This is a genomic window from Celeribacter baekdonensis (genome assembly GCF_900102315.1).
In the GTDB taxonomy this organism is placed as follows: domain Bacteria; phylum Pseudomonadota; class Alphaproteobacteria; order Rhodobacterales; family Rhodobacteraceae; genus Celeribacter; species Celeribacter baekdonensis.
Map to the genome: position 1 here is coordinate 64101 of NZ_FNBL01000014.1, position 26735 is coordinate 90835.

Annotated in this window: 24 protein-coding genes; 3 read left to right on the forward strand and 21 right to left on the reverse strand. The window is 57.6% G+C overall.

What is annotated here, in order from left to right; all coding sequences use genetic code 11:
* Window positions 1–324: 324 nt before the first annotated feature.
* From BLT54_RS18135 to BLT54_RS18145, 3 genes are all read right to left on the reverse strand, one after another.
* Entirely contained in the window at window positions 325–765 is a 441-nt protein-coding gene (locus tag BLT54_RS18135; protein ID WP_074646592.1) for a c-type cytochrome, read from the reverse strand.
* Between the two features lie 50 nt (window positions 766–815).
* The gene (locus BLT54_RS18140; protein ID WP_074646593.1) at window positions 816–1166 is read right to left on the reverse strand and encodes a hypothetical protein; all 351 of its coding nucleotides are present in this window, start codon (window positions 1164–1166) and stop codon (window positions 816–818) included.
* Between the two features lie 100 nt (window positions 1167–1266).
* On the reverse strand, window positions 1267–1656 hold the full coding sequence (locus tag BLT54_RS18145; RefSeq protein WP_074646594.1) for a MerR family DNA-binding protein: 390 nt from the start codon (window positions 1654–1656) through the stop codon (window positions 1267–1269).
* A gap of 245 nt (window positions 1657–1901) precedes the next feature.
* On the opposite strand from BLT54_RS18145, the gene BLT54_RS18150 reads away from it, so the two are divergent.
* Window positions 1902–4355 (forward strand): heavy metal translocating P-type ATPase, encoded by a 2454-nt coding sequence (locus BLT54_RS18150; protein WP_074646595.1) that lies wholly within the window; start codon window positions 1902–1904, stop codon window positions 4353–4355.
* Between the two features lie 334 nt (window positions 4356–4689).
* Here BLT54_RS18150 and BLT54_RS18155 read toward each other — a convergent pair whose 3' ends face one another.
* The 15 genes from BLT54_RS18155 to BLT54_RS18225 all read right to left on the reverse strand — a co-directional run bounded on the left by BLT54_RS18155 (window position 4690) and on the right by BLT54_RS18225 (window position 23527).
* A complete protein-coding gene (locus tag BLT54_RS18155; RefSeq protein ID WP_083351888.1) occupies window positions 4690–6717 on the reverse strand; it encodes a sigma-54-dependent Fis family transcriptional regulator in 2028 nt (675 codons plus the stop codon).
* Window positions 6718–6775: 58 nt separating this feature from the next.
* The gene (locus BLT54_RS18160) at window positions 6776–7264 is read right to left on the reverse strand and encodes a hypothetical protein (protein WP_074646596.1); all 489 of its coding nucleotides are present in this window, start codon (window positions 7262–7264) and stop codon (window positions 6776–6778) included.
* Between the two features lie 351 nt (window positions 7265–7615).
* Window positions 7616–9817: a catalase/peroxidase HPI gene (katG, locus tag BLT54_RS18165; RefSeq protein ID WP_074646597.1), complete on the reverse strand. Its 2202-nt coding sequence runs from the start codon at window positions 9815–9817 to the stop codon at window positions 7616–7618.
* Window positions 9818–9925: 108 nt separating this feature from the next.
* Window positions 9926–11497 (reverse strand): GMC family oxidoreductase, encoded by a 1572-nt coding sequence (locus BLT54_RS18170; RefSeq protein WP_074646598.1) that lies wholly within the window; start codon window positions 11495–11497, stop codon window positions 9926–9928.
* 12 nt (window positions 11498–11509) lie between these two features.
* The gene (locus BLT54_RS18175) at window positions 11510–12034 is read right to left on the reverse strand and encodes a Twin-arginine translocation pathway signal (RefSeq protein WP_074646599.1); all 525 of its coding nucleotides are present in this window, start codon (window positions 12032–12034) and stop codon (window positions 11510–11512) included.
* Window positions 12035–12055: 21 nt separating this feature from the next.
* Window positions 12056–12451 carry a VOC family protein gene (locus BLT54_RS18180; protein ID WP_074646600.1) on the reverse strand — a complete coding sequence of 132 codons (396 nt, stop codon included), beginning with the start codon at window positions 12449–12451 and terminating at the stop codon, window positions 12056–12058.
* Between the two features lie 128 nt (window positions 12452–12579).
* Window positions 12580–13623 carry an NAD(P)-dependent alcohol dehydrogenase gene (locus BLT54_RS18185; protein ID WP_074646601.1) on the reverse strand — a complete coding sequence of 348 codons (1044 nt, stop codon included), beginning with the start codon at window positions 13621–13623 and terminating at the stop codon, window positions 12580–12582.
* A gap of 71 nt (window positions 13624–13694) precedes the next feature.
* Window positions 13695–15326 (reverse strand): chaperonin GroEL, encoded by a 1632-nt coding sequence (groEL, locus tag BLT54_RS18190; protein WP_074646602.1) that lies wholly within the window; start codon window positions 15324–15326, stop codon window positions 13695–13697.
* A gap of 65 nt (window positions 15327–15391) precedes the next feature.
* A complete protein-coding gene (locus BLT54_RS18195; protein ID WP_074646603.1) occupies window positions 15392–16195 on the reverse strand; it encodes an iron-sulfur cluster assembly protein in 804 nt (267 codons plus the stop codon).
* A gap of 4 nt (window positions 16196–16199) precedes the next feature.
* Entirely contained in the window at window positions 16200–17222 is a 1023-nt protein-coding gene (locus tag BLT54_RS18200; protein ID WP_074646604.1) for an amidohydrolase family protein, read from the reverse strand.
* A gap of 133 nt (window positions 17223–17355) precedes the next feature.
* Window positions 17356–17724: an MmoB/DmpM family protein gene (locus BLT54_RS18205; RefSeq protein ID WP_074646605.1), complete on the reverse strand. Its 369-nt coding sequence runs from the start codon at window positions 17722–17724 to the stop codon at window positions 17356–17358.
* A 21-nt stretch (window positions 17725–17745) separates the two neighbouring features.
* Window positions 17746–18807, reverse strand: a complete 1062-nt coding sequence (locus BLT54_RS18210; protein WP_074646606.1) for an aromatic/alkene monooxygenase hydroxylase subunit beta — start codon at window positions 18805–18807, stop codon at window positions 17746–17748.
* Between the two features lie 48 nt (window positions 18808–18855).
* The gene (locus BLT54_RS18215; protein WP_083351889.1) at window positions 18856–19914 is read right to left on the reverse strand and encodes an NADH:ubiquinone reductase (Na(+)-transporting) subunit F; all 1059 of its coding nucleotides are present in this window, start codon (window positions 19912–19914) and stop codon (window positions 18856–18858) included.
* 78 nt (window positions 19915–19992) lie between these two features.
* Window positions 19993–21657, reverse strand: coding sequence for an aromatic/alkene/methane monooxygenase hydroxylase/oxygenase subunit alpha (locus tag BLT54_RS18220; protein WP_009572589.1), 1665 nt, complete (start codon window positions 21655–21657; stop codon window positions 19993–19995).
* A 625-nt stretch (window positions 21658–22282) separates the two neighbouring features.
* On the reverse strand, window positions 22283–23527 hold the full coding sequence (locus BLT54_RS18225; protein WP_245708051.1) for an RNA polymerase factor sigma-54: 1245 nt from the start codon (window positions 23525–23527) through the stop codon (window positions 22283–22285).
* 118 nt (window positions 23528–23645) lie between these two features.
* On the opposite strand from BLT54_RS18225, the gene BLT54_RS18230 reads away from it, so the two are divergent.
* Window positions 23646–24620 carry a hypothetical protein gene (locus BLT54_RS18230; protein ID WP_074646609.1) on the forward strand — a complete coding sequence of 325 codons (975 nt, stop codon included), beginning with the start codon at window positions 23646–23648 and terminating at the stop codon, window positions 24618–24620.
* On the opposite strand, the gene BLT54_RS18235 is transcribed toward BLT54_RS18230, so the two are convergent.
* Genes BLT54_RS18235 through BLT54_RS18245 form a run of 3 tightly spaced genes read right to left on the reverse strand, consistent with a single transcriptional unit; the run spans window position 24617 to window position 26245 of the window.
* A complete protein-coding gene (locus BLT54_RS18235; RefSeq protein ID WP_009572592.1) occupies window positions 24617–24796 on the reverse strand; it encodes a hypothetical protein in 180 nt (59 codons plus the stop codon). The genes BLT54_RS18230 and BLT54_RS18235 overlap by 4 nt on opposite strands.
* A gap of 21 nt (window positions 24797–24817) precedes the next feature.
* The gene (locus BLT54_RS18240) at window positions 24818–25954 is read right to left on the reverse strand and encodes a WD40 repeat domain-containing protein (RefSeq protein ID WP_074646610.1); all 1137 of its coding nucleotides are present in this window, start codon (window positions 25952–25954) and stop codon (window positions 24818–24820) included.
* The gene (locus BLT54_RS18245; protein WP_074646611.1) at window positions 25955–26245 is read right to left on the reverse strand and encodes a hypothetical protein; all 291 of its coding nucleotides are present in this window, start codon (window positions 26243–26245) and stop codon (window positions 25955–25957) included.
* 47 nt (window positions 26246–26292) lie between these two features.
* On the opposite strand from BLT54_RS18245, the gene BLT54_RS18250 reads away from it, so the two are divergent.
* On the forward strand, window positions 26293–26574 hold the full coding sequence (locus BLT54_RS18250; RefSeq protein WP_074646612.1) for a hypothetical protein: 282 nt from the start codon (window positions 26293–26295) through the stop codon (window positions 26572–26574).
* Window positions 26575–26735: the final 161 nt, after the last annotated feature.

Here is a 26735-nt window from a genome sequence, read left to right on the forward strand (position 1 = left end):
TCGGCGGCCAAAATCCGCAAGAACATCGCCCGCAGATCCTGTGAGGTGAGGGCATGAGTCCGCGAAGGCTGCAACGCCTGTTTCAGACCGAGGGCACGACCCGGCACAAAAGGCGCGGTCGATCACCGATCTGGCGCTGCCCGCACCGATCCGCGCGGGGAATACACCCGCGCGACCACATCATCGTGCGGGCAACTTTCGTGAAAAACGGGCCGTCAAACCCTCAGAACCTGCTGCGAAACTGGCCCGGCATCAGCACCCGGCATCAGCACGATGGCCCCGTGCCCGCATGGACCTGACGACGTGACAAAAAGGCCGCTCATCTCAGTTGATCCCATTCGCGCGCTGCAATTCGCGGACATAGGCGATGATCGCTTTGACATCGCCCTGTGTCACACCCTGTTGCATGGGCATATTCCCAAAACGCCAGTGATGGGCCTGAACACCGCGTTCAGCCGCCATGAGAAAGGCCATATCGCCATGATGTGAAGGCTCGTAGATCTTGTGAACCAGAGGCGGGCCAAAGCCTTCTTTGCCGGCGGCATTCTCGCCATGACAGGCGGCGCAGACGCTGTCAAACGCGCGCTTTCCGATCTGCGCATGGGCTGACAGCGCCTCAGGCAGAGCGATCGCAACAATCGGATCGCCTTGTGCGGGGCGTGAGGAGGAGGCGAGCGGTGCGCTTGCGGGTTCAGGTTTAAAGATAAGGTAGGCCCCGAGAGCCAGTGCCGCAGCACCGACCAGAGGCAGGACAAATTTGTTCATGGGTGTTTCCGTATCAAAGCGTGACGACTGAGCGCGCCACAAGAAAGGGTTCAGGCAAAGCTGAACCCGATACGGGGAGGCGGGAGGTCAAGGCCCGGAGTGCGTGTCAGGATGTGCGCCACTGTGGGCGCAGGATAGCCGATAGGGCGCAAACTGCGACTGACCGGATGGTCAAGGCGATGATTGGGCGTGAAAAGGACGCAGATCGCCCCATGCGGACAGGGGATGTCAAAGGGCGCGGCATCCGACATTCGGTCCGGGCAATCGGGACATGGGCCAAGGGGATGCATGGACATGACAGTGTCCTGCGCCATCGCAGTCATCTCATGCGACATCCCCGCGCGTGGCGCGGAGAAAACGGTCAACAAACCGATGAGCAGGATGATCACAATACGGTGCAAGCAGCTCTCCATGACTTTGGATGGTCACTATGATTGGATGGTCACTATGAAAGGTCGCAGAGATTTGGTCAACGCGGTGTTGTGCCGCTGGCCTCCTGGCTCAGGCCTCGTGGCTCAGACCGTCAAGGATCGCGCAGTCTGGCGCTTCATCGCCATGACATTGCTCAATCAACACGGTGAGACGCGCCTCCAACGCCTGAAGGTTTGCTATTTTTTCCCGAACCGAAACAAGATTTTGCTCGGCCAAGGCACGCACATCGCGGCTGTGGCGCGACGGGTCTGCCTCAAGCGCGAGCAATGTCCGGCACTCGTCCAAAGAAAACCCCATCAACCGCGCCTGTGCCAGAAATCGCAGATCTGCGATCTGGGCGGCATCAAAATCGCGATAGCCATTCTCGGCCCTGTCTGGCGCGACAAGACCGATCTCTTCGTAATAACGGATCGTTTTGACTGGCAGTCCGGTCTGGGTCGAGGCATGTCCGATATTCATCGCAATCTCCTTACCGCTTTCATAAAGCCTACAGCAACTGGAGGGTAAAGTCACATCGACGTGAGAGACGCATTTCGGACATCAATGCGGGCGGCTGACCCTCTGGAATTTGAAATCTCACATCATCGCACCAGTTTTAACCCATGCCGCCGAGCAAAGTTTCGAAATACCCCCTTGACCCTCCAGTTGCTGGAGGCCCTACCTGAGGAGGCGAGGTCAGAATCCGAGAGCATCAGGAGTGAACCATGACAGCGCACGACAACCAGCACCACCACGACCATAGACCTGCCGTGATCCGCGATCCGGTATGCGGCATGACCGTCGACCCGAATGCAGACAAGCCGCAGCTCGACCACGAGGGACATAGCTACCATTTCTGTTCCGAAGGGTGCCGCGAGAAATTCAAAGCCACACCCGAGGCCTATATCAAAGCGACCGATCCCGTCTGCGGCATGTCGGTGGAGCGTGCCACCGCCGCGCATATGTCCAAACTCGATGGGGAGCGGTTCTATTTCTGCTCCGCTGGCTGTCAGGAGAAATTCGAAAAAAGCCCGGCGCATTATCTCGGGGCGCGGCCGGTGAAAAAAGCCATGCCGGAGGGGACACAATACACCTGCCCCATGCACCCCGAAATCATCGAAGACCATCCCGGAGATTGCCCGAAATGCGGCATGGCGCTGGAACCAATGACGCCCTCGGCGGACAGCGGACCGAACCCGGAACTTGTTGATTTCAAGCGCCGGTTCTGGATCATGGCACCGCTGGCGGCGGCCGTATTTGTGCTTGAAATGGGGTCCCATGTTGGACTGCCCTTCGCGGAATGGATTGGACATAAACCGTTCCTCTGGCTTCAGTTCGCGTTGACCACGCCTGTGCTCTGGTGCGCGCGGCCTTTCTTCCTGCGCGGTTGGAAATCCGTGGTGAATGTCTCGCCGAACATGTGGACCCTGATCGCACTCGGCACGCTTGCGGCCTATCTGTTCTCCCTCGTCGGATTGCTTGCGCCGTCGGTGTTTCCACCGGAAATGTTGGGCAATCATGGCCTGCCGCCCGTCTATTTCGAGGCCGCCGCCGTGATCCTCCTTTTGGTTCTCGTCGGTCAGCTCATGGAACTGACTGCGCGAGAAAGAACAGGGGACGCGATCCGCGCGCTTATGGACCTCGCGCCGAAGACCGCACGGGTTGTCACCGACGATGGAGAGAAAGACGTCCCACTCGATGAGGTGCAAACCGGCGATCATCTGCGCGTGCGCCCAGGCGAAAGCGTGCCGGTGGATGGCGAGATTCTCGAAGGCCACTCTTCGGTCGATGAAAGCATGATCACCGGCGAACCGCTGCCGGTCGAAAAAACGCAAGGCGATGCGGTGACCGGCGGCACGCTGAACACATCCGGCTCCTTCGTGATGGCGGCGCAGGCCGTCGGCGCGGACACCACCCTGTCGCGCATCGTCGCGATGGTGGCGCAGGCGCAGCGTTCGCGCGCGCCCATTCAGGGACTGGCGGATCGCGTGTCGCTCTACTTCGTGCCTGCCGTGGTCGCCGTCGCCCTCATCGCCTTCCTGACTTGGCTGGCACTCGGGCCAACCCCGGCTTTGGGCTATGCCACAGTGGCCGCCGTTTCCGTGCTTATCATCGCCTGTCCCTGTGCGCTTGGTCTTGCAACGCCGATGTCAATCATGGTCGGCACAGGCCGCGGTGCGCAGGCGGGCGTTTTGATCCGCGATGCGGAGGCGCTCGAACGGTTTGCCAAGGTCGACACGTTGATTATGGACAAGACCGGCACGCTGACCGAGGGAAAGCCCTCGCTCACCGATGTGATCGCGAGTGGGATCTCCGAGGACGATCTGAAATCCTACGCCGCAGCCCTTGAACGCGGCTCCGAACACCCGCTGGCCGAAGCCATTTTGAGCGGCACAAAAGACGCACCAAAACGCGAGGCGACGGGGTTTGAGGCCATCACGGGCAAAGGTGTGGTTGCCATGGTCAACGATGCCCGGATCGCTCTGGGCAACTCTGCGCTGATGCTGGAGATTGGCGCTGAACCGGGTGCCTTGACCGAGGTGCTTCAAAATCTGCAATCCGAGGGCAAAACCGCCATGTATCTTGCCAAAGACGGCGTGGTTGTCGGCATTCTCGCGGTGGCGGACCGGATCAAGGACACGACGCCAGACGCGATCCAAGCCTTGCACCGCGAAGGCCTGCGCATTGTCATGGCCACCGGCGACAGCATACGCACGGCTGAAGCGGTGGCAAAACAGCTTGGCATTGACGAGGTCCACGCCGAAGTTTCACCAGAGGGCAAAGCGGCGCTGGTCGAAGAGCTGCGCACATCCGGGGCACGGGTGGCGATGGCAGGCGATGGCGTCAATGACGCCCCCGCGCTGGCCTCCGCCGATGTGGGGATCGCCATGGGCACGGGGGCCGATGTTGCCGTGGAAAGTGCGGGGCTGACGCTGGTCAAAGGCGATCTGACGGGCATCCTGCGCGCCCGGCGTCTGGCCGAGGCGGTCATGCGCAACATCCGCCAGAACCTGTTCTTTGCCTTTGCCTATAACATCGCAGGCGTCCCAATCGCCGCCGGGGTGCTCTACCCAGTGTTCGGCGTGCTCCTCTCACCGGTGATCGCGGCGCTGGCGATGAGTTTCAGTTCGGTGTCGGTGATCGGGAATGCGCTGCGATTGAGGCGGGTAAAGCTCTGAAGCCTGTGACATCACCCTCAGAGTGTGGGAGGTGGGATCAGGTTTGTGCAGGAAAACGAATGATGGGCTTTACCGGATTTACTATCGGCCAAGGCTTGTTCCTGTTGGCCCATATCGTAAAATTGGCACATCTTATCGAAGGTAAATCGGCCTCTATGTCAAGATCAACAAGTTTCGAGACAAACGCTTGGCGTCGTGGATTTCGCCTTCGATGATGCCTTTGACGCTGGGCCGAGCCAAAAGGAAGGTCGGATTGATCGGCACTTCAGGCACGGGATCAAACAGCTGGCGTGTAAGCGGCGGTCTCTTTGCATTTTGCAGTGTGGTGGAACACCTAGGACACCGAGGATGACGCCTTGCGAATATGGTATTGCTTCATCTTGCGATAAAGCGTCGGGCGAGAAATCCCCAAAACCGCCGCAACCCGCGTCAGGTTGCCGTTTTCCGAAATCATCGTCTGGCGGATGGCCGATGCTTCAATGCTTTCGAGATCGCCGGAATGACCTTTGAGGATGTTTGGCAGTGGATCTTCTTCGCAACTGGCGAAATCGTCCTGCAATTCGGGCGGCAAGTCCCTCAGGCGCACAAGATCATCTGTCTTGATCAGATAAACACGTTGCACCACGTTGCGCAATTCACGCACATTGCCCGGCCATTGATAGGCCATAAACCGTTTGATCACCTCATCAGAGAATGTCATCGCCGGGCGCCCGGTTTCCCGCGCATAGCTTTGTGAAAAATGAGCGACCAGTTCAAGCACGTCATTCGCACGGTCCCGCAGGGGCGGCACTTCGATGGTCACCACGCCAACGCGATAAAACAGGTCACGCCGGAAATTGCCTTTTTCGATCTCTTGCCGCAGGTCGCGGTTCGTCATCGCCACCAGCCGCACGTCAACCGGACGGCGTTGGCTGCCGCCGACCCGATAGATCGCACGTTGTTCAAGCGCCCGCAGCAAATAGGGTTGCAATTCAATCGGCATGTCCCCGATTTCGTCGAGGCACAGCACGCCGCCATCGGCCAATTCAAACTTGCCCGCGCGCCCGCCGCGCACCGCCCCGGTGAAGGCCCCGTCCTCATACCCAAAGAGTTCGGCCCCGATCAGTTCGCCGGAAATCGCCGCACAGTTCACCGGCACATAGGGGGCCTTTTCACGCGGCAATCGACTATGAATCAGCCGCGCGAACAGCTCCTTGCCGACGCCGGTTTCCCCATGGATCAGCACGGAAACATTGGCTTGCGCCACGCGCTCGGCCAATTCGATTGCATCGACCATTTTGGGCGAGCTACCAATAATCTGGATCTCACCCTCGTTCACATTGCTGCGCGGTTTGATCGTACATGTTGCGGGCACTCGGGTCGCATTGTTCTTATTTTTCAAAAACAACGCCGCACCGCGATAGACGCCTTCCAGCTTCAGCCGCTCGACACCGTCCGTCTCAAGACTCAGCGGCAGCAGGTTCGTGATCTCTCTGTCTGAGAGCTCCAACAGCTTTGGCAACAGTTTGTGACCGACTTCCAACTCCTTGGACCGCAACAAGGTTTTTTCATCCACCCCGCGCCGAAACAGAACATGGCCGTTCTTATCCAACAGGATCACACCGCGATCCACCCGACTGTATTCGGACATCATGAAGGCTTCGAGCAGCATGGCGCGCTCGTCCTTCTGCTGCTCGGCGAGGGCAATTTCAATTTCGCGCGCCGAGGCCAAAACCAGAGCAATATTGTGTTGGCGGAAAATCTGGGGCGGGCCAGACAAATCAACGACCCCGATAATCTCTTGGGTAAACGGATCGCGGATCGGGGCCCCCGCACAGGTCCAGGCCTGCACACCTTCCACGAAATGCTCGGCGGCATGCACATAGGCGGGCTTTCCCGTCGTCAGCGCGGTGCCGATCCCGTTGGTCCCGATGGTTTGTTCATTCCAGTCTCCACCGATCTCAAGATGGATGCCCTGACCCTCGTCCAGGATCAACTCGTCCCCAATGGCGTCGATGATGACGCCCTGATCATCCGCGAGGATCAGGATCGTCTTGGCTTCTTTCAGATAGGGTTCGAGACGCTTAAAGGCGGCCGATGCCGCCTTGCGCAACGCGGCATTGCGTTCCTGCCGCAGGAACACCCCGTTCTCGTCAATGATCTTGCGCGACGCCTGCCCACCGGCATTGACCCCGAGCTCCCGGCTGCGCTGCCACGAGGCAAGGATTTCCTCGCGCACGGTGTCAGGTCGCGCCTCAGCATTTTGACCGGAGGACACAAAGCGCTCCCACGCCTCACGGGTATGCTGTTCCGAATAATCGGAACCGCATATCAGCCCCGCAGCCTTGTCATTTTGCATGTTGAAATAGCTTGAACGGGTCATGATGAGGGGACACGCCTTCCTTTCTCATAGCTGATGATTCAAAAAGCGCCGTTTTTCCTCACGTGCTTTTCAGGTCCAACACACTCTCAAGCTCATTCGCCAAATCCTTCTCGGTGAAGTCGCGGGTGATCTCAACGCCTTCCAAATGCTTCAACCGGGTGTAAAGATCGTCATCCAACGGGGAGAGGAATCCATTTTCCTTGGTCGCAAGAACCAGCTTTTTAGACATGAAATTGCCGCGAATTTCGCCCAACATCTGAATCTGCAACCCACTGGACTTGTCCGCCAATACAACGCGGTTGTTCAGGCTGACTTTCACATAGGGTTCGGGGGTGTCGTTGCGCACAGGCCCTTTGAGATCATAGATCATCAACCCGTCGAGCTTGGGCTGTTCCCGCCGTTTCGCCTCTTGCTGGCGCATACGGGTATAGCCACCGCCGCTGAGCTGGTCGGCGAGCTTGCGGATCACGGGCATATTTTCAGAGATCAGGCGCTTCGCCTTCACATCTTCCGCACGTGGACCTTCCCTCTTCGAGAAAATATCCAATTTCAGTTCCTCCCTGATTAAAAGATTAGCAGCAGTTGTCTCGTCTCTCCAAGAGAAAAGACCGGCCTCGTCCAGCGGAACACATCATCGGTTTCATGGTAAAAACGGCTGAAACCCGTCGAATTTTGGAAAAACACGTCACGGATCAGATGGATGCAGCCTTCTGTGAGACGCCTCGTTTCCCGATTTTCGGAGCATGAGTGTGCAGAAACTGAACAACGTTTTCTCCGCAGATACGGACGAGAACACGGGTTTGGCAGTGCCAAAGGCGGATTTCTGACCCGCGAGAGACCAACACCGAGGGCTGCCAAAGGCCGAAATCCGGCCTTTGGCATTCTTATTCATAAACGATCAGCGCAAATCGAAACGGTCCGCATCCATCACTTTGACCCATGCCGCAACGAAGTCTTTCACAAAGCCTTGCGCGTTTTTGTGGCTGGCGTAGACCTCAGACAAAGCCCGCAATTGCGAGTTCGATCCGAACACCAGATCAACCCGCGTCGCGCTCCATTTCTTCGCCCCCGACGCCCGGTCACGCCCTTCGAACAGCGTTTCGGAGTCATCGACCGGCACCCATTCGGTGTCCATGTCCAAAATGTTGACGAAGAAATCGTTGCTGAGCGTGCCGGGGCGTTTGGTCAAAACGCCGTGCTCCGATCCGCCCTGATTGGCCGCCAGTGCCCGCATCCCGCCAACCAAGACGGTCATTTCCGGCGCGCTGAGTGTCAAAAGCTGTGCCTTATCCACCAAAAGCGCCTCGGCAGGATAGGTATAGGCGGCTTTCTCATAGTTGCGGAATCCATCTGCGACAGGTTCCATTGGCGCAAAGGAGTCTGCATCCGTTTGCTCAGCAGAGGCATCCATGCGACCCGGCGTGAAGGGCACCGCAATGGCCGTCCCGCCGTCTTTGGCCGCCTTTTCAATGGCCGCATTGCCGCCCAAAACGATCAAATCCGCCAAGGAAACTTTTTTCCCGTCGCTTTGCTGACCGTTAAAGGCGGTTTGGATCGCGCTCAACATGTCCAGCACCTTGGCCAGACGGGCGGGATCATTCGCCTCCCAATCCTTTTGCGGAGCCAGTCGGACACGCGCCCCGTTGGCACCGCCGCGTTTGTCAGAACCCCGGAATGTCGAGGCCGAGGCCCAAGCGACAAAAACCAGATCCGACACCGAAACACCCGAGGACAGGATTTCTGCCTTGAGGGCGGCGGCATCCGCATCCGTGATCAGGGGATGATCTGCCGCAGGGATCGGGTCTTGCCAGATCAAATCCTCGGCGGGAACCTCGTCCCCAAGGTAGAGCGCTTTCGGCCCCATGTCGCGGTGGGTCAGTTTGAACCATGCCCGTGCAAAAGCTTCGGCGAAGGCTTCGGGATTTTCATGGAACCGCTTCGATATCGGCCCATAAATCGGGTCCATCCGCATCGCCATATCGGCGGTTGTCATCATGACCGGAACTTTCGCACTCGATCCGTCGACCTGCGGCGCGTGATCACCCTCAGACAGGTCCTTGGCGTGCCAGATATGCGCACCGGCGGGGCTTTTGGTCAGTTCCCACTCATAACCGAACAGCAGGTCGAAATAGCCATTGTCCCACTGGATCGGGTTCGCGGTCCAAGGGCCTTCGATGCCCGACGTGGTGGCATCCACCCCTTTGCCCGACGCATGCGCGTTCTTCCAGCCCAAGCCCATCTCTTGCAGCGGTGCCGCCTCAGGTTCCGCCCCCACGAGCGCGGGATCACCGGCCCCATGTGCCTTGCCGAACGTGTGCCCGCCCGCAACCAAAGCAACCGTTTCCTCGTCGTTCATCGCCATCCGCGCAAAGGTTTCGCGAATGTCACGGCCCGACGCGATCGGATCAGGTGTGCCGTTCGGACCTTCGGGGTTGACGTAAATCAGACCCATCTGCACGGCGGCCAACGGATTTTCCAAATCGCGCTCGCCAGAATATCGTTTGTCGCCCAACCATTCGGTTTCCGAGCCCCAATAGATGTCTTCTTCGGGTTCCCACACGTCTTGGCGACCGCCACCAAAGCCAAAGGTCTTGCCGTTCATGCTTTCGATTGCCACATTGCCGGCCAGGATCATCAGGTCAGCCCAGGACAGCGCGTTGCCATATTTTTCCTTGATCGGCCACAACAGACGGCGGGCCTTATCAAGGTTGCCATTGTCCGGCCAGCTGTTCAGCGGCGCGAAGCGTTGAGTGCCCGTTGAGGCACCGCCACGCCCGTCGGCGGTCCGATAGGTGCCCGCAGAATGCCACGCCATGCGGATAAAAAACGGACCGTAGTGACCGTAATCCGCAGGCCACCAGTCTTTGCTGTCGGTCATCAGGGCGGTCAGATCGGCCTTGACCGCTTTCAGGTCGAGTTCTTGGAACGCTTCGGCATAGTTGAAATCCGGCCCCATCGGGTTCGAAGCCGGGGTATGTTGGTGCAAAATCCGCAGATTGAGCTGATTGGGCCACCAGTCGCGGTTGCCCTGCCCCGAAGCATTGGTTGCGCCGTGCATAACCGGACATTTGCCCGTGGGATGCTGATTGTTTCCGTCCATGGTTTCCTCCCTTTAAAGTGGAACATATAGTTTGGGCCCATACGTTTTAAAGCACGGGACGGGCATCCCGGTTTCCCGGGCTGCCCTGATGTAAAGCAAGAGACGGTGTCAGAGCGTCTTTTTGCCCATTTCGGATGCGATGTAATCTGCCTGCCGGATCGCCAATGCCACAATGGTAAGCGTCGGGTTTTCCGCCGCGCCGGTGGTGAACTGACTGCCATCCGAAACAAACAGGTTGGCAATGTCATGCGACTGACCATGCTTATTGACCACACCATCACGCGCCTTTTCAGACATCCGGTTCGTGCCCATATTATGGGTCGAAGGGTAGGGCGGCGTCGGGAAGACGCGGGTTGCGCCCACGGCTTCGTAAACGGCAATACCCTGTTTGTACGCGTGACTGCGCATTGCAATGTCGTTCGGGTGATCATCAAAATGCACATTCGCCACCGGCAACCCATGTTGATCCTTTATATCATGGTTCAACGTGATCCGGTTGGTTTCTTGTGGCATATCTTCGCCGACAAGCCACATGCCAGCCATGTTCTCGTAATGATCCAGCGCCGTGGTGAATTCACGACCCCAGCCGCCCGGATCAAGGAAGGCCGCCATGAACGGCAGGCCCAGAGACAGCGTCTCCATCTCATAACCGCCGACAAACCCGCGCGACGGATCATGGCGCGCTTCGTCTTGGATAATCCCGGCCATGGTGGTGCCACGCCACATACGGACCGGTTTATCAAACACGCCGTAAACCGATCCGGTCATGTGACGCATATAATTGCGCCCGACCTGACCCGAACTGTTCGCCAAACCATCGGGGAACATGGAGGAGGCCGAATTCAACAACAGTCGCGGACTTTCGATTGAATTCCCGGCAACACAGACGATCCGTGCCTTTTGCGCGTGCTGTTGCCCTTTGGCATCGACATAGACAACGCCGCTCACCCTGCCCTTTTTGTCATGCTCAATCCGCATGACATGGCACCGCTCGCGCACTTCCAGATGTCCGGTCGCTTCGCCTTTGGGAATGTCCGTATAGGCCGAGGACCATTTCGCGCCCCATTTACAGCCCTGAAAACAAAACCCGGTTTGCTGGCACGCCATGCGGCCATCATACTCGGCCGAGTTGATCGCCATCCGGCCCGTGTGGACCTCTTTATAGCCCAGGGCCTTTGCCCCGGCTTCGAACACTTTGTAGTTGTTGTTTCCCGGCAAACCCGCCCGGCCACCCGTGCGTGTGACGCCCAGCTTGGTTTCTGCTTTGGTGTAATAATCGTCCATCTCTCGCGGGTCGATCGGCCAATCCAGAAGGTTCGCGCCCTGGACATCGCCATAGATCGTTTTGGCCTTCCATTCGTGATCCTGAAACCGCAAAGACGCGCCTGCCCAATGGGTCGTGGTGCCGCCAACCGCCTTTACAATCCACGCAGGCAAGCCCGAAAAATCCTTGGCCACGCGCCAGTCGCCCGAGGTCGACCGAGGGTCGGTCCACGCAAGTTGGCCAAAGCTGTCCCATTCGTCATTGATATAATCCTCTGGCAGATACCGCCCGCCCGCTTCCAGCGAGACAACCGAAATCCCTTTTTGTGCCAATTCATTGGCCAACACGCCGCCACCGGCCCCGGTGCCAATAATAACAACAACGCTGTCGTCATTCAGATCAAAAGGTGCAGTCATTGTTCAAACCCCTCAAAGCCAATTGATGTCATCGAAACCGCGGTCAATGTATCCGCCTTGCGAAAAGCTCTCGCCCTCGTAGCCAAAGATCGGCCAGACGGCTTTTTGGTTGTACAGGCCGGTGACCAACCCACCGCGGATCTGTTGAAAGAACGGGCTGTTTTCCATCGCACGCAACAGATCAACCCGGTCGCGTTCCCAACCCACGTCGATGTAGCGCGCGTAGCCGATGCCCTTTGCCGCCGCATCCAAAGCGGCGATATTCGCTTCGATGGTTTCGGCGGCCTCAGCCGTGTCATAACCTTTCATGGCGATGGCGTAATATGCGTCAGAGACCTGATCATGCGGATAGATATCGCGCGCCATTTGGATCAGCGTTGCCATGGTTTCGGATGTCAGATGGTCGACCTCCAAAGCCCAGTTTGCGGCCTCCACCCGGCCCGCAACAAAACCGGAGCCAATGGCGAAGTTGGCGCCGAAGACTGCGCTTTGCGACAACAATTGCCGGCGCGTCATACCTTGTTTGTGAAGAGACATGTTTTCTTCCCTTTTCAATTTTTACTGATATCTGCCAGCGCGTTGCAGAACTTCGATCTGGTAACCATCCGGGTCCTGAACAAAGAAAAACCGCGCCAGTGTTTTGCCATTGCTTTTGAAATCAACCACCTTGCGCGGGGCAAACCCCGCCGCCTCGAAACGGGCGTGTTCGGCTTCAAGATCATTGACGCTGAACGCAAGATGCCCGTAGCCGTTGCCCAGATCGTAAGGCGCGGTTGTGCCCTTATTGACCGTCAGCTCCAGTTCAAATGTGGCCTCTGTGTTGGACAGATAGACGAGCGTGAAATCGTCAAAATCAATCCGCTCCGCGACCTCCAGCCCAAAGGCCGCGCGGTAAAAGGCGACAGACTGGGCCTCATTGAGCACCCGGATCATGGAGTGAATTGCTTTTGCCATTTTCAGTCCTCTACGCTTGGAAATTGTAAATGCCCTGCGACCGGGAGCGAGGATCCGGTCGCAGGGACGCAGTCATCGGCAAGGTCAATGGGACGATCCCTTGCGCGTTGACTCACCGGTCCGGGACCTCAGGGGACAATCACCCCGCGACCGGTAAACTTGCGATCATTGAAATCGACGATGGCCTGATTGATGTTGTCGAGACTGTATTCGGTCTGGTGCATCTTCACCTTGCCGTCGGCATTCATTTCCATGAGTTCGACCAGCTCAACAAAGTCTCCCACAAGGCTGCCACCGATCTTGATCTCGTTCGCGACCAAGTCCAGCGTCGGCACTTCGACGATGCCGCCATAGCCGACCATGATCAATTCGCCACCCTGACGCAGCAGTTTCCAACAGATGTTTTGGGTGCCATGTTCGCCGACAAAGTCGATCACGACATGCGCGCCACCGCCCGTCGCCTCCTTCACCTGTTCGATCAGGTCCGGTCCGCCGTCGAGAACGATGTCTGCCCCCAACTCTTTGGCAAGCACTTGCGCGGCGGGTTCGCGGTCAACCGCAATCACCCGCGCGCCGCTTGTGTGTTTCAGCACTTGCAACGCGATATGACCAAGCCCACCGATCCCCAAAAGCACAACATAGCCCCCCGGATTCAGGAGTTTGGCCGCCTTTTTGGCCGCGCGGTAAGCCGTGATACCCGCATCCGCCATGGGCGCGACTTCGAGCGGGGTGATGCCGGTGTTCAGCTTGATGACCGAGCTTTCGCTGGTCTTGAAATATTCGGCAAAGCCGCCGTCCAACCCGAGACCGGGGAACAGCCCGTGATCGCAGTACATGTCATGCCCATACCGGCAGCTCAGACAGATGCCGCAGCTGCGATGTGGGTGACAGATCACCGCATCGCCGGGTTTGACCGAGGTGACGGCACTGCCCACGTCTTCGACCCAGCCCGCATTCTCATGGCCCATGATATAAGGCAAAAGATTGCCCCCGGTATCCATGATGTCTTTCCAAACACCTTCGATGATATGCAGGTCGGTGCGGCACAAGCCGGCTGCACCGACCTTGATGATCACCTCATCCGGCGCGGTGATTGTGGGAGGACGTACGTCTTCAATCTTCAGCTGCACCTTCATTGTGGGATCATATTCGTAGAGTCTTGCTGCTTTCATGGTCAGGTTCCTTCCGACTGTTCAGACCGACCCCGTCACGAGGTCGGCCACCATTTCATTCAAAAACGAGGTCAGGGACGGCCCAAAAGTTCAGCACCACCACCGCGCGCAGGGCCTTCGGTCGGATCGGCTTCGCCTTCTGCAAGATCCCCAACAAGCGTTTCGGTTGTCAGGATCAGCTGGGCGACAGACGCCGCATTCACCAGGGCTGAAGCCGGGACACGCGCGGGGTCAATGATCCCCATCGCATACATGTCGCCAAATTCGCCGGTCGCCGCGTTAAAACCATGGCCCGTGGCGCCACCGACAACGGCCTTCGCCACAGCGTCGACATCTGCGCCAGCATTGCTGGCAATGCGCCGCACCGGTTGCGTCAGGATCGAGCGCACCAGTTCCACGCCTTTGGCGACATCGCCCTCGGCTTTGACCCCATCCAGACAGGGCGCGATCTGTGCCAAGGCGGTGCCGCCGCCCGCCACAACACCGTCCTCGGCCGCCGCCCGCACCGCGCACAGCGCATCCTCGATCAACTGGATCGTCCGCTTTTGTTCGACCGGGGTGAACCCGCCTGCATAGATGATCGCGCTCCCCCCCGTCAGTTTGGACAGCCGCTCGCGCAGCTTGTCTTTTTCGACATTCGGCGGTGCGACGTCATACTGCCGTTTCACCTGATTGCGGCGTGCTGTGATCGCCTCGGCGTTGCCCTCACCGCGCAGGATCGAGGTGCCAGAGGCATGTGAGCGCACCACTTCCGCCCCGCCAAGCTGTGCGCGCGTGACCTTCTCGATCTTCTTGCCAAGATCGCGGGCCAAAACCTCACCTCCGGTCAGAATGGCAAGATCATCCATCATCGCGGTGCGCCAATGGCCATACTCTGGCGGGTGGACGATCAAGTATTTCCCTGCACCACCACCCTCCAGCAACCGGATCACCACCTCAGGCGCGATCTCTTCGGCGATGATCATAAGCGGGCGGTTTTCGCCATCGGCGATGGAAATGGCCGTGTCCAAAATTTCAGGCTGAAGAATTTTCTGATCGGTCATCAAGATCAGCGGATGGCGCAAGATCGCTTCCATGTTTTCACGATCCGTGACCATGTGATGCGAGATATATCCGCGCTCGATGGACATGCCCTCGACCACATCCATCGTCGTCTCGATGGTCACGCCAAAATCGGCGGAAATGACACCGCTTTTACCCACCCGGCGAAACGCTTCGGCAACCAATGCACCAAGGGTCGGGTCCGTCGCAGACACCTGCGCCACGGCTTCAAGATATTCCGGGTGCGCCTCGCAATCGCGTGAGGAGGCATCAATCGCCTTGATGATCTCTTGCACGGCCAGATCAATCCCTTTGCACAGATCGACCGGCTTGACACCGCTGTTGGCCAGCTCCACGCCTTTCTGGATCAACGCATTCGCAAGAACAATCGCTGTCGTGGTGCCATCACCGGCCACATCGTTGGTCTGCATCGACACTTCGCGGACCACCTGAGCGCCCATGTTTTCAAAACGATCGCTCAGTTCGATTTCGGATGCGATGCTCACACCATCGCGGGTGACAAGCGGTGTTCCCACCGGGCGGTCGATCATTGCATTGAGACCCTTCGGGCCGAGCGTGGGCTCAACCGCGGCGGCAAGCCGCGCCACACCGCGGGCCAGACAGTCCCTGGCGGTCGTTCCATGCACCATGAGTTTCGCCATATCTTCCTCCTTCTGCCCAAGAGGTTTCTTGGGCTTCCTCCTAAAACGTTTATTTTATCAAAGACTTATCGCCCCGCGTTGGCTCCGTCGCGGGGCGGCACACGCCCGGCAATAAAATCAACCAGCGTTGGCCCCTCGGGGCCGATCTCGACTTCTTTGTAGCGGGTTTTGGCAAGCCCCCGGCATAAGGCGCCGTTGAACTCCATATTGATGCGGGTGCTGCGGAGGTGGATAAGATGTTCGGTCAGCGCGGCGGCATTGATGGGTTGCCCGTCCCAAGTCGGAAAAGCCAGATCATCCGGGTTGACCGCCAAACCTTGAGACAGGAGCAAGTCCAGATACCGAGGCATCTGCCGCAGCTCTTCTTCTCCGGTAAATTCGATCCGCTGAAGCGCCGCTAGCGGCATAGACACGATATCCTCCGCCCGATGCCCAAGCGCCTGAAGACCCAGCAAAACAACCTCTTGCCGCCGGTCAAAGGCTTTGGACATGAATTTCGCAACCACGTCGTCCAGTCGCTCTCCCTTGCAATACTGGGCAAAGATGTCGTGGTAATTCCGCCCGCTGTTCACGCCCTCATTAACCTCATCGCCAAAACAATGGTCGTTCAGATGAACGGTCATCTCTTTGACCCAGGGCAGTGAAGTGATCTCCTTACGGATGCCGAAGGCCATCAGAAAGGCAAAATTCGGCGAACACCAATATGTGGGGAGTCGAAATTCGACTCGCACCGTTCTTGCATCCGAAACTTCGACGGTCTCGACGAAACCCATGTCTGTAATGGGTTCGTCGAGTTCTGGGTCTGTCACCGCTTCGAGACGGTCCCAGACGTCGAGTTCCAGCTCTGTTTTGAGAGTGGACACCAGCATTGGATCACTCCGCCGCAATCTGAACCGGAGACCCGGACAGTTCGATTTTTTTCTTATTCACATCAATGTCGTAAAGACGTGCAGCGTTGAGGCCGAGGATCTTTTCTTTGATCTCATCGGTCAGTTGCACACCCCGTTCCTGGGCGATGTCCTCGGGGATCTGATAGTCCCAGAATTTCTCAACCAGCCATTTCGGCGTCCAGATCGCATAATCTGAGCCAAACAACAGCTTGTCCTCACCCAGCCAGAACAAAAGCTCCGCCATGATCTCGCCAAAATAACGCGGGCGCGAATGAATAAACGGCAGCGCCACGGCCAAACCGCCATAGACATTGGTTTCCTGCGTCGCGATCCAGCAGAACTCATCCAGACGCGGCAGACCGCAATGTTCGATGATCCAGTTCAGGTTCTGAAAATCCGTCGCCGCATAATCGACATCGCGCACATCAAAGGCATCCATCGACAGGGGCGTGATTGTCGGGCCCTTGTGAACATGGACGTTCTTGATGCCCAGCTTTTCGCAGAGTTCAAAGCATTTGTAGGCGGCCGGATCGTTCAGCGCCCAGCCCTTGCTGTCGCCGTTCCATTCGGCCGTGTACATTTTCACGCCCTTAATGTCGAAGGTCTCTTTCATGTAGTGGATATATTCCAGAGCCTTTTCGCCATCGCGCGGATCGAACGAGCCGTTGACGATAAAGCGCTCAGGATGGCGGGCGGCCATTGAGGAGCTGCGCTCGATCGAGGAAAAGCCCTTTTTGTAGAAATCGTTGAGATAGGTCGATTGGATGATCGCCATGTCGTCCGGGCCATCGACGAAGAGATCGCGATAGACGTCATCTTCGCTGTATTTTTCGAACTTCGATTTTTCCCAAAGCTCCTCAGATGGGCTCAGGTTGGTATGATAGGCGTAGAAGCAATCAATGAATTGCTTGCCGTGGATATTCGCCTGATTTTCAGGGCTGCCGTCCCAAAAATGGGTGTGCCCGTCGAGTACGAAAATCTCTTTCCCCTCAGGTGTCTTGAACATGGTTTCCTCCCAAATTGTCGTGGTTCGTTTGGTGTTTGGTCGAGATTGCGGCGGGTCTCATCGCAACCAGAGTGCTCTGTGGATTTTTGGGTTCAGAGGGCGCGCAGACCCGCGCCCTCCCGTCCTCGCGCCATCAAATATATTCGAACACGTCGTCCATATTGCCGAAGAGGATCACCATGTTGTCATCCACGCGGACCATGCGGCCATAGTGGGTGGAGGTGTTCACCTCAAAGATCTCAGCGGTCATTTCGCGACCGAAGAATTCGCTGATCTCATCCATTTTGAAGATCAGCTTGCCTTCGCCATCGACCCGGATCGTCGCCGGGTTGTAGGTGACCGTCACGTTCGGGTCCTGCCCCATGAATTCGGCGATGGCGCGCGCCTCGACCGAGTCATTCATGGTGATCCCACACTGGTGTGAAATCGTTTGATCGAAGGTGATGTCCTTCATAGATTTGAAAATGTTCTGCTTGGAAGCATCACGTGCATTGATAGACATTTCTCATTCCTTTTCAGAAAGTTAGCTGAGACCCAACTCGGTGACGATCTGGCTGATCCGCTCATGCGAAACAGCTTTGACATCTTCGAACGATACCGGCTTGGAATGCGGCTGCGACCAGATCGGCTGCAACGCGATGGCGGCTTTGTCGGCCAGGTCGCGGTGCTTCGCGAGCCAGCCTTTGAACAGCTTGCGGTTGTGATCGCCGTATTGTTCGTCGTTCGCCAACAGGTAAATCAGGTCCACGGTGTTCGCGAGGTTGCGCTCGTAATCCGCTTCGGCGGCCGAGATCACCGGCGGCGTGATGAAGTCGTTGTTGGCGGCTGCGGCCTGCATGAAAAAGCCCGACCGGATCAATTCGCCGACCAAAGGTTCGAAGACGATGTTGATCGCGAAATATTGTTCGAGATAATCCTCACAGCCCATGATCGTCTCGATCGCTTCGCGGGTTGGCTGCCAGATCGGATCTTCGAGCCAGCATTTTTTGCCCAGCTCATCATCCCAAGCCTCAAGATCCATGCCGATTTCGGCCAGATACAAGGTGATGTCCTGTGCAAGGCGCATCTTGTATGAGGAATTGGTCAAAGTGGCGTTGTTGATCATCTGGGAATAGCCATAGCGCTGCGCCTGCATCAACGACGTGCCAAGGCCAAATTCGGCATGTTTCCAAGCGCCCAAATGTTTTTGCAGGATCATCTGCCAGTTTTTGTCGAAAGAGCGCGGCGCACCGGCGCGGCGCGCATTGGTGATCACGCTTTGCACCATGCTCTCGATCTTGGACTGGCGCTGATAGTGGGTGCGTTCCCATTCTTGGTCGGGTGCGCGGAATGCGTGCCAGTTGCTCGACCGCGCGGCCGTGCTGTCTTTCGTGTAGGCGCCGCCACCTTTTCCGCCCTCGAATTCAATGATCCAGTCTTGGATCAGGTAGCGCTCGGGATCGGGTTGCACGTCAACGGTGACGTCTTCGTAATGGGTTGCCCGTTTGCCGCGCGGTTCGAAATAGTTGTAGCGGCGGCTGGTTGAGCCGACGAATGTTGCGGCACCGGCGGCACCGGACCCTACTGAACTTGATGTTGCTACCATTGTAGCCTCCCTTTGGTTGGTTTCACGTCACTAGCGTTCGAGCCGGGTTCAATGGCCCGAAGAACCGGAAGTGGGTGTGAACTTGTCGTAGAAAATGCGGTCTGTTTCGAAGTTGCGCATGAACAGAACGGGCGTCAGCGCGTCGATCATCGGCGGCGGTCCACAGGCATACACGTCCCCCTCCCCGTCGCAGTCGATCTCCTTTAACCGCGCGTCGACGCATTCATGGACAAAGCCACGCGCGCCAGCCCATCCGCTGTCATCGGCCTCATGGCTGAGCACCGGAATGAACTCGACATTCGGGTGGGCGTCGGTCAACGCCTTGATCTCGTCCAGTTTGAAAAGGTCGCTCTGAGACCGCGCGCCGTAGAAGAAATAGATCGGGCGCTCTTCTGCGCTCACCACCTGATCGTTCAAAATCGACCAAACAGGCGACATGCCCGACCCGGCACCGACAAGGATCATTGGTCCGTCTCGTCCTTCCCGTCGAAAGCACATCCCGTAGGGCCCTTCGATTTCGACTTCGGCTCCGGCTTTGATGCCGCCATCGTCGAGTTCGTTGGAGAACCGTCCGTCAGGGTATTTTTTGATGATGAAGCCGAGGTTTTGGGCTTCGCTCGGCGGATTTGCCATGGAGAACGAGCGTGTAATCTTCTCCCCTTTTTCCGTTTTGACTGTGATGTCGACATATTGACCCGCCCAAAATTTGAGAGGCGCATCCAGTTCAATTTGAACAGCGCGAATGTCATGGGTCAGTTTTTGGAAATCGACGATCTTGCCGGAATACTGTTTCACCGGGATCGACTTGGACAGGACCTCTTCGTCATAGTTCAACAGTTCGATGTCAATGTCGCTATAGGCATGCGCGCGGCACATCAGGATATGCCCGCTGTCTTTCTCCATGTCATTCAATGCGAAGGTGGAGTATTTCAACATCTCCGTTTCGCCATTCAGCTTGACGCATTTGCACGCCGAGCATTGCCCTTCCTTGCACCCGTGAGGTAGCGCGATCCCCTGCCGGAACGCGGCGTCGAGAATGGTTTCGTCTTCCTCGACTTCAAACTCCACTCCGACCGGTTCCAACCGGACAGTATAAATATCCGTCATTGTGTCCTCCCTATCCACAGCGTGCAGACATTGCACACCGGGTGGAGGGGGCCGTCAGTCGGCCCCCGCCGTGTTGGTTTAGTTGCACGGGTTGATGGTGAAGCCTTCGCGGTACTTGGCGATATGCGCATCGCGATCCGTATCCGACATCGCGCGCAGCATGTTCAGCGGCGAGCGCAGCGTGTGACCGCGCACGTGCTCAAGCTTCCACATATCCTTGTTGTCGAACCGCAGGTGCGGCTGAGCGACAAGGGTTTCGCCATCTTCACGGACGAAGTTCAGATCCTTGATGGCATCCGCCAGATCCCAACCGTCATAGACGCTTTCCCATTCGCGCTTGCCCGAGAATTTGCCCATCGCAGGCGTCGGACGGCCCTCGTATTCATCCGAGAACGCGGAGACTGCGGTCCAGCGATCCAGCTCATGCGCAAAGGTGTGCCACTGGCCGTCGATCTGATCGACAACGATGTCTTCACGGACGACACATGGCACCAAGCTCGACCAGCACCGATGCGGATAGACGTAGCCGGTGTCTTCGTTGAAGGTGACGACCGTTTCGCCCGGCTTCGACAGCTTGGAGTACCATTTCCAGAAATCACCGAACTCGGCGTACCAACCCGGATACTTGTGCTCGAACCATTCGAAATCTTTTTCGGTCTGAGCTTCGATCCGCCAGAAGTTCACCGGCCAGCCAACGGCGAAGAACTGAGCGATCTTGTGAACGTAGTTCTTCTTGGTGATCCGGTTCCAGGCTTCCTGAACGTCATCGTGGTGTACTTTCACACCATATTTCTCAAGCGGAAGCATGTAGGTGCGGTAGTAGTCTTCAAAGATCCAGCGGTGCCACATTTCCGCATAGGACTCTTTGTCCTTGTCGCGGTTGGTGGTGCCGTATTCGATCAGCGTACCGATGGCGGCGTCAACGATGGCGTGGTTTTGCCAGAACGCGTAACGCAGATCGCGTTCCAAAAGCAGGTGGTTCTCCGGCTCTTTCAGCGCGGCCATCAACATCGAGTGACCGTTGCCAATGTGACGGCTTTCATCGGACTGAACCGACAAGAACACGGTGGGCAGCGCGTAGTCGCCATTGCGGGCGGCTTCCGACGGCATGGCCACGAAAAGCGTGTTGGTAAAGGCCGTTTCGGCAACCACGGTCAAATACATACAGGCCGAAGTCATCACGTCACCGGTGATGAAGCCTTCGCCAAATTGGCGACCGATCGTTGTGGCATAGCATTTGCCAAACGCTTCTTCGGTGATGTCAAACCCGGCCGGGTCGATGTAGTTTTCCATGTACCACTTTTTCAGGTTCATCTGAATCGTGGAGTGACGGAATTCGTCCACCATCTGCATGGTAAACCCGGTCCGCAGGTCTTCGCCCGGTGCCAGACGTGCAATCATCGCCATGGAGCGTGCAGCCGAAATTTCCGGGAAAGGGATGATGGCCAAGAACAGCTTCATCCATTCGACCCAACGGGGTTGCACGTTACGGAACATGTCACCGCGCAAAGCGGCGTCAAGTGCACCATAAACCCGGTTGTCCTTTTCTTCCTGCATCGGGAAGTAGGAGCGCAGAACCTGTTTCATCGGGTCGCGCGGCGCCTTGGTGATTTTGTAATCCGTCGGGAAGGTGCTGGCTTCCTGCACATAAGAAGGGTTCCAACCAAGATCGGAAATCTTCTTGGTGGCCTCCCCCACCGAAATCCCACGCTGAGACGTGATTTTATTAAGCGTTAAAGTCATGCCATGAGCCTCCTTAAAGCTCTGCGACCGGAATCCCGGTCACCTGTTGGCGGCTTTTGCCGTTGCGTTTGAGCGCCGGTGTTCAATCTCCAGCGGCGCCGGTTTTCGGCAAAGGTTGAAAAGATCGACATCCTTGCGATGGCCGGCATGTGCCTTGGCCGATCACCCGAATGCCCTCACTCCCTATCCTTCGTTCTTTGAGGCTGCCCCGCGTGGCGCAGTTGCTCGCGTCTTGTGCAGTTCTTGTTGCAAACGGCGTTCCACAATTCGGAAAACTCTGGGCCTGAGCGGGTGAAATTAATTAAGTTACTGTTTATATTATATATTTTTTGTTAATTTATTTTGCACATCTGAAATCAGGCTCTGACCGGCCCCGCGTGAAATGGACATATTGTCGCATATTGTGTCACTCTGACGTTGCGCAGAGTTACGAAGCGTTACACGTTACACTTGACGCATTTTACACTTTGCCCGGACAGGCTCGGGTGGACGAAAAACGCAGTGCTCAAAACGCGGCGCTCAAAATGCAATGTGCCGCGCATTCGCCCGGCACATTCTGTGGATATTTCTCGAAAATTTTGCCCTGACGCGGACGGTTTCGACACCTCGAAATCGCGTCGAAACATCAGGCGTAAAGACGTCGCTTCGCGGCGGGTGCAAGACCGATTTCCTGTCGATATTTCGACACGATACGTCGGGACACGCTGATGCCTTCCACTTGCAACAGCGCCGTCAGCCGACGATCAGACAAGGGACATGCTGAATCCTCGGTGGCAAGAAGGGCCCTGATGCGCGCCTGAACTTTGGCTTTGGAATGTGCCATGCTGACCGAAGCCGCGCGCGCGCAAAGCACCCGCGCCGCAATCACGCCATGGGGGCCTTCGATCAACAGCCCGTTCAACACGCGGCACACGGTGCTTGCATGGTATCCGGTGATCTGGGCGATTTCCGACATGGTCATCGGTTCCAAAGCTTCGGCCCCGGTGTGGAAATACGCGCCTTGTCGATCCACCAAAACCCGCACCACCTGCTTCACCGCGGACTGACGCAACTCCAGCGCTTGTTTCAGCGCCCGCGCCCGCGCAAGCGCCTCACGCAACGCGGGGGTCTGCCCACCTTTTGGCATCGGCAAAACCGACACGTCGGACGGCTGACCAGAGAGAAATTCAATCTCCCACCCCGTCGCGGATAACGTCACCCTGACATCCGGTTCGCGCAAAAGCGTCGCATCCGTCATGAAAACAGCCCCTGGTTTCGGGTTCAGCCGACGGATCACCGACAGGCAGGACATCACCTCCTCCATCTCAAGCCCGGCCGCTTTGGCCAGACAGGCGGGACCGCCTTTTTCAAACGCCCCCAGATGGGCCAAAACACGCCCCAAGGTTTCGGTCATGGCGTCCTGATCTTCCAACTGAAGCCGCAAACACTCTTCCAGAGTCCGGGCGAAAAGCCCCGCCGGTTCGACACGTTTCTGGATGATCTTCAACGCCGTTTCGACCACCTCCGCCCGAAGGCCCAGCGTCGCGGCAATCTCCGTCACCGACCGCCCAAGCCAGCCGGATGGATCAAGCTCCTCAATCAAGGCGGTGACCAGTTTTTCCAACTGCCCGCCTTGTAAAATCAACCCGGCCAGCTCGCGAAAGACGTGATCATAGAGGCTTGAGGCACCTTCAACGGCTGTCATTTCAAGAACATCCGTCGCACTGACACCGCCCGCGCTGCGGGGGCGCAGTACGATCATCGGATTGTCCCGCGCGGTTTGCGCAATGTGGTCGTCCAACTCGCCCGGCGTCATGTTCAACACCTCGATCACCTGACCGATTTTGAACACCTGTGTCTGTCTGGCTCGCATATGTATGGCTAGCGACATCTCTTTCTCCCTTCGTCCCTCTCGGGACAACTCCTGCGTCCCGGTTGGGACAAAACTCTGGCCATACGCGCGATGGCCGGTTTATCGTGGCTTAACTGAAACCCGGACACACAGCCCGATGCACAAGACCGATCCGACTGGCGGAACACTCCCTTTCGAATGCGCGCCACCCGAACTGTCCTATCCCGGCCTCTCGCCACAGCTTTTGGCCCGAGTGAAACAGCTTTGGGCCGCAAAGGGGCTGGACTTTGATCGCCATTGGCGCGACGGGGTGCGCAGCCTGCCGGGGTTTCGGGCGCTGCCCCGCGTTGAGAACGCACCCAACAGCGCCGAGGTGGATCTGGTCTTTCTGTTTGACCAATGCATCCTCTGGGTCCGGGCGTTGCACGCGGGGACAAGTTGTGGGAGCTCCCATCACATCGAAGGCCTGACTCCGGCGCAGTGGCACGGGCTTGCGGCCCTGTCTGCACGGCTGACCGAACAACTCAGCGCCCTGCGGCTTCTGGCGTTGACGGACCTGCCGATGCCCGCCATGCAAATCGCCCGGTCGATTTCCGAAGACGTGGATATGGCTCTGGTCCTGCTGATCCGCCCCAAACTTGCGCAACGGTTTGCGGATTGCCAAAGCGTTGAAGAGGCCAATGAATTTTGGCGGCGTCACATTGCAGGCGGACGGGTTTTTCGGACCATTTCCGAAAAGCTCTATACCGTCGGCATTGATCACTCCGCCGACACCGACTATGCGAAATGGCGCAAAACGGTGCTGACCACGCTGGGGGCGGCGGTGCACAGCAACGCGCTCAACACCCATGTCCCGACCCGGCAACACGACAACGTGCTGGTGAATGACGACAGCTTGCATTTTGCCACGTTTCGAATTCATGAACTCTGTGCCTTCGCTCAACTGGTGGAACCGGATTTGACGAAAATATTGGATGTGGCGGGCGCAACAGCCGCCAACACATCCTCCTCGACCAACCCGCTTGCGCAGTTGGCCGGACCGTTGAACAGTATACTCGTGAGTCAGATTCAAAGGCTGACCGCCCCCGGAACGACGCCCACCGGAGTGCGGCAGGCGTCAAAGCTCCATTAGTGCTTGAGGTCTTCGGCTTGGCCAAGGCGGTTTTCGGCCACCCAGCGCGCGGCCAGCACAAGCGCCCCCGCCGCAAAATCTTTGCCGTGCTCCTCAACCATCTCTTCGGCCACTTTCGCCAGTGCCTGAAAAAAACGGTCTTTGCTTTGTTCTTCTGTGGTCAATGCTTGTGTCATTGATCCTCCTCCCTTGGTTTTCTATTTGAACATGTTGTCTGGGAATGTGACGATGGACACCGTGCCATCTTCGCTTCCCAATGCCAGATGCGTTCCGTCCCCGGACCACGCGACCGAGGTGACGGCAACGCCGGTTCCTTCGCGCAGCATCATCTCCTCGGACTGCCCCACCCGGCAAATCGTGACCAACCCGTTGCTGTAAACGACGGCGCAGAGGTCGCGCTTGCCGTGAACCGACAGCCGATCCACAATCGTCAATCCCGGTTTACCTGTCGTGATCGGATCCCCTTCGTGATCCCCGAACGGCAGTTCAGGCAACGCCCAGCCCACCACCCGAAAGGCCCCGGACGCGACCAGGACCCGCGACGTTGCGCTGAAATCCACCGACTGCACAGCCTGTGGAAAATCAACAATCCGATCTGCGGTTCCGGCAGCGGCATCCACCACAAAAACGGATTTGTCGCGACACCCCGCAACCAACCAGCGTGCGCAGGGCGACCAGCGCATTGCCAAAACCTGTCCCTGACAGGGCAATGTCGTCACAGGCTTAAGACCTTCGGCTTTGACAAGGCTGATATGCCCCGGCCCCCAGCAGGCCAACATGCCACCATCATCTGACACCGCGATGTCACACACGTCATGCGTCAGCTCTGTGCTGCACAGCGGCTCGCCACCCTCAGCACTCAAAACCGAAATCTGATCGCCGCGCCCGACCACGATCTGTGCCGCGCCCGGCATCGCAGTCAGTGCCGTGATGTCAACGCCCTCACTGGGCAGCAACCGCAGAAGCTGGCCGCGGGGCGTCGCGCGCCAAAGCTCTTCTCCCTCGCTATGGACAAAGGCAAATCCCTGTGGCCCAAGCGGGCACATTTTACTGTCTGGCCGTGCCGTGGCATCCCGGCTGGTCAGGGGCATCGGCAGAGGTTTTTCCCGCGCCCGAATGGTCGTCCGCCCGGTGTCCAGCTCTTGCCGTATCCGTTTTTCCGGGCCTTCGGCATCCTTCACGCCGACAAATGTCATCCGACCGTCGGCCTGAACCACCGCAAGCGCCGTTCCATCCGTGTTGAACAGAACCTGCCAGATGTTTTGGTCCAAATCCCATGTCCGGGCCAACAAATCAAAAAGCGAGAGCGCCTGAGGCGGCATATGCTGTGTCATTCAGTTTTCCTTTTTCATAACGGTGTCGATTTCCGCATCCAGTGCAGAAAGACGCCCTTCCAATGCATTGATCCTGTCGGCGCTGCGCTCCAACGCGGCCTCATTTTGGCGGCGCGCGACCTCACGGTCCTTGTCGACCACGCCATCCTCTTCGTCCTTCATGTCCAGCACCATCATCCCGCTGGCCTTTTGGTTCAGCCGCATGTGCTCGACATTGGCCGCCGCGATGTCCTGTGTGACCTTCAGACGGTCCATGAGAATATCTTGAATGCTGCGTGATTGACCTGTCATTGCGGCCCCCTTTAAATGAGCGTTGTTTGACGCATTGAAGGGCCGACATGATGATTGATCCCGCCGACATCCGATTTTTCCAAACGCTCGCGTTGGTGTGTCGCCAAACCGATGGCGTGGACATGCGCTGTCAAAACGCCATCCAACAGGCGCTTGACACCCGTGATCCGCAGGACATGCGCGCGGCACGTCGAGCCGTTGATGCTCTGGACGATGCGCGCAAAAATCAGATCTTGCAGCAGGTGCATCGGCTGATGGCCACCGATATGTCTGCGATCTGGGACGTGATGTCCTACGCCTCGGGGCAAACCAGGCAACGACCGAACTGAGCCCGCATCGCACACGCCATACGCCCATGTCTGAAATTTCTCGCGCACGGCTATCCCCTCCCCTGAACATCCGGTCTTTCGTATGGGCAAGGCTATCGAAGCGACAGGATGACGCAATGAAATCCGCTTTAAACAGGGGGTTTTTTGCCCAAATGCGCGGT

Excerpts from the sequence above, each read along its gene's own strand:
- BLT54_RS18135 (WP_074646592.1), bottom strand. The coding sequence starts at position 765 with ATGAACAAATTTGTCCTGCCTCTGGTCGGTGCTGCGGCACTGGCTCTC.
- BLT54_RS18145 (WP_074646594.1), bottom strand. The coding sequence starts at position 1,656 with ATGAATATCGGACATGCCTCGACCCAGACCGGACTGCCAGTCAAAACG.
- BLT54_RS18150 (WP_074646595.1), top strand. The coding sequence starts at position 1,902 with ATGACAGCGCACGACAACCAGCACCACCACGACCATAGACCTGCCGTG.
- BLT54_RS18155 (WP_083351888.1), bottom strand. The coding sequence starts at position 6,717 with ATGACCCGTTCAAGCTATTTCAACATGCAAAATGACAAGGCTGCGGGG.
- katG (WP_074646597.1), bottom strand. The coding sequence starts at position 9,817 with ATGGACGGAAACAATCAGCATCCCACGGGCAAATGTCCGGTTATGCAC.
- BLT54_RS18170 (WP_074646598.1), bottom strand. The coding sequence starts at position 11,497 with ATGACTGCACCTTTTGATCTGAATGACGACAGCGTTGTTGTTATTATT.
- BLT54_RS18175 (WP_074646599.1), bottom strand. The coding sequence starts at position 12,034 with ATGTCTCTTCACAAACAAGGTATGACGCGCCGGCAATTGTTGTCGCAA.
- BLT54_RS18180 (WP_074646600.1), bottom strand. The coding sequence starts at position 12,451 with ATGGCAAAAGCAATTCACTCCATGATCCGGGTGCTCAATGAGGCCCAG.
- BLT54_RS18185 (WP_074646601.1), bottom strand. The coding sequence starts at position 13,623 with ATGAAAGCAGCAAGACTCTACGAATATGATCCCACAATGAAGGTGCAG.
- groEL (WP_074646602.1), bottom strand. The coding sequence starts at position 15,326 with ATGGCGAAACTCATGGTGCATGGAACGACCGCCAGGGACTGTCTGGCC.
- BLT54_RS18195 (WP_074646603.1), bottom strand. The coding sequence starts at position 16,195 with ATGCTGGTGTCCACTCTCAAAACAGAGCTGGAACTCGACGTCTGGGAC.
- BLT54_RS18200 (WP_074646604.1), bottom strand. The coding sequence starts at position 17,222 with ATGTTCAAGACACCTGAGGGGAAAGAGATTTTCGTACTCGACGGGCAC.
- BLT54_RS18205 (WP_074646605.1), bottom strand. The coding sequence starts at position 17,724 with ATGTCTATCAATGCACGTGATGCTTCCAAGCAGAACATTTTCAAATCT.
- BLT54_RS18210 (WP_074646606.1), bottom strand. The coding sequence starts at position 18,807 with ATGGTAGCAACATCAAGTTCAGTAGGGTCCGGTGCCGCCGGTGCCGCA.
- BLT54_RS18215 (WP_083351889.1), bottom strand. The coding sequence starts at position 19,914 with ATGACGGATATTTATACTGTCCGGTTGGAACCGGTCGGAGTGGAGTTT.
- BLT54_RS18220 (WP_009572589.1), bottom strand. The coding sequence starts at position 21,657 with ATGACTTTAACGCTTAATAAAATCACGTCTCAGCGTGGGATTTCGGTG.
- BLT54_RS18225 (WP_245708051.1), bottom strand. The coding sequence starts at position 23,527 with ATGTCGCTAGCCATACATATGCGAGCCAGACAGACACAGGTGTTCAAA.
- BLT54_RS18230 (WP_074646609.1), top strand. The coding sequence starts at position 23,646 with ATGCACAAGACCGATCCGACTGGCGGAACACTCCCTTTCGAATGCGCG.
- BLT54_RS18235 (WP_009572592.1), bottom strand. The coding sequence starts at position 24,796 with ATGACACAAGCATTGACCACAGAAGAACAAAGCAAAGACCGTTTTTTT.
- BLT54_RS18240 (WP_074646610.1), bottom strand. The coding sequence starts at position 25,954 with ATGACACAGCATATGCCGCCTCAGGCGCTCTCGCTTTTTGATTTGTTG.
- BLT54_RS18245 (WP_074646611.1), bottom strand. The coding sequence starts at position 26,245 with ATGACAGGTCAATCACGCAGCATTCAAGATATTCTCATGGACCGTCTG.
- BLT54_RS18250 (WP_074646612.1), top strand. The coding sequence starts at position 26,293 with ATGATGATTGATCCCGCCGACATCCGATTTTTCCAAACGCTCGCGTTG.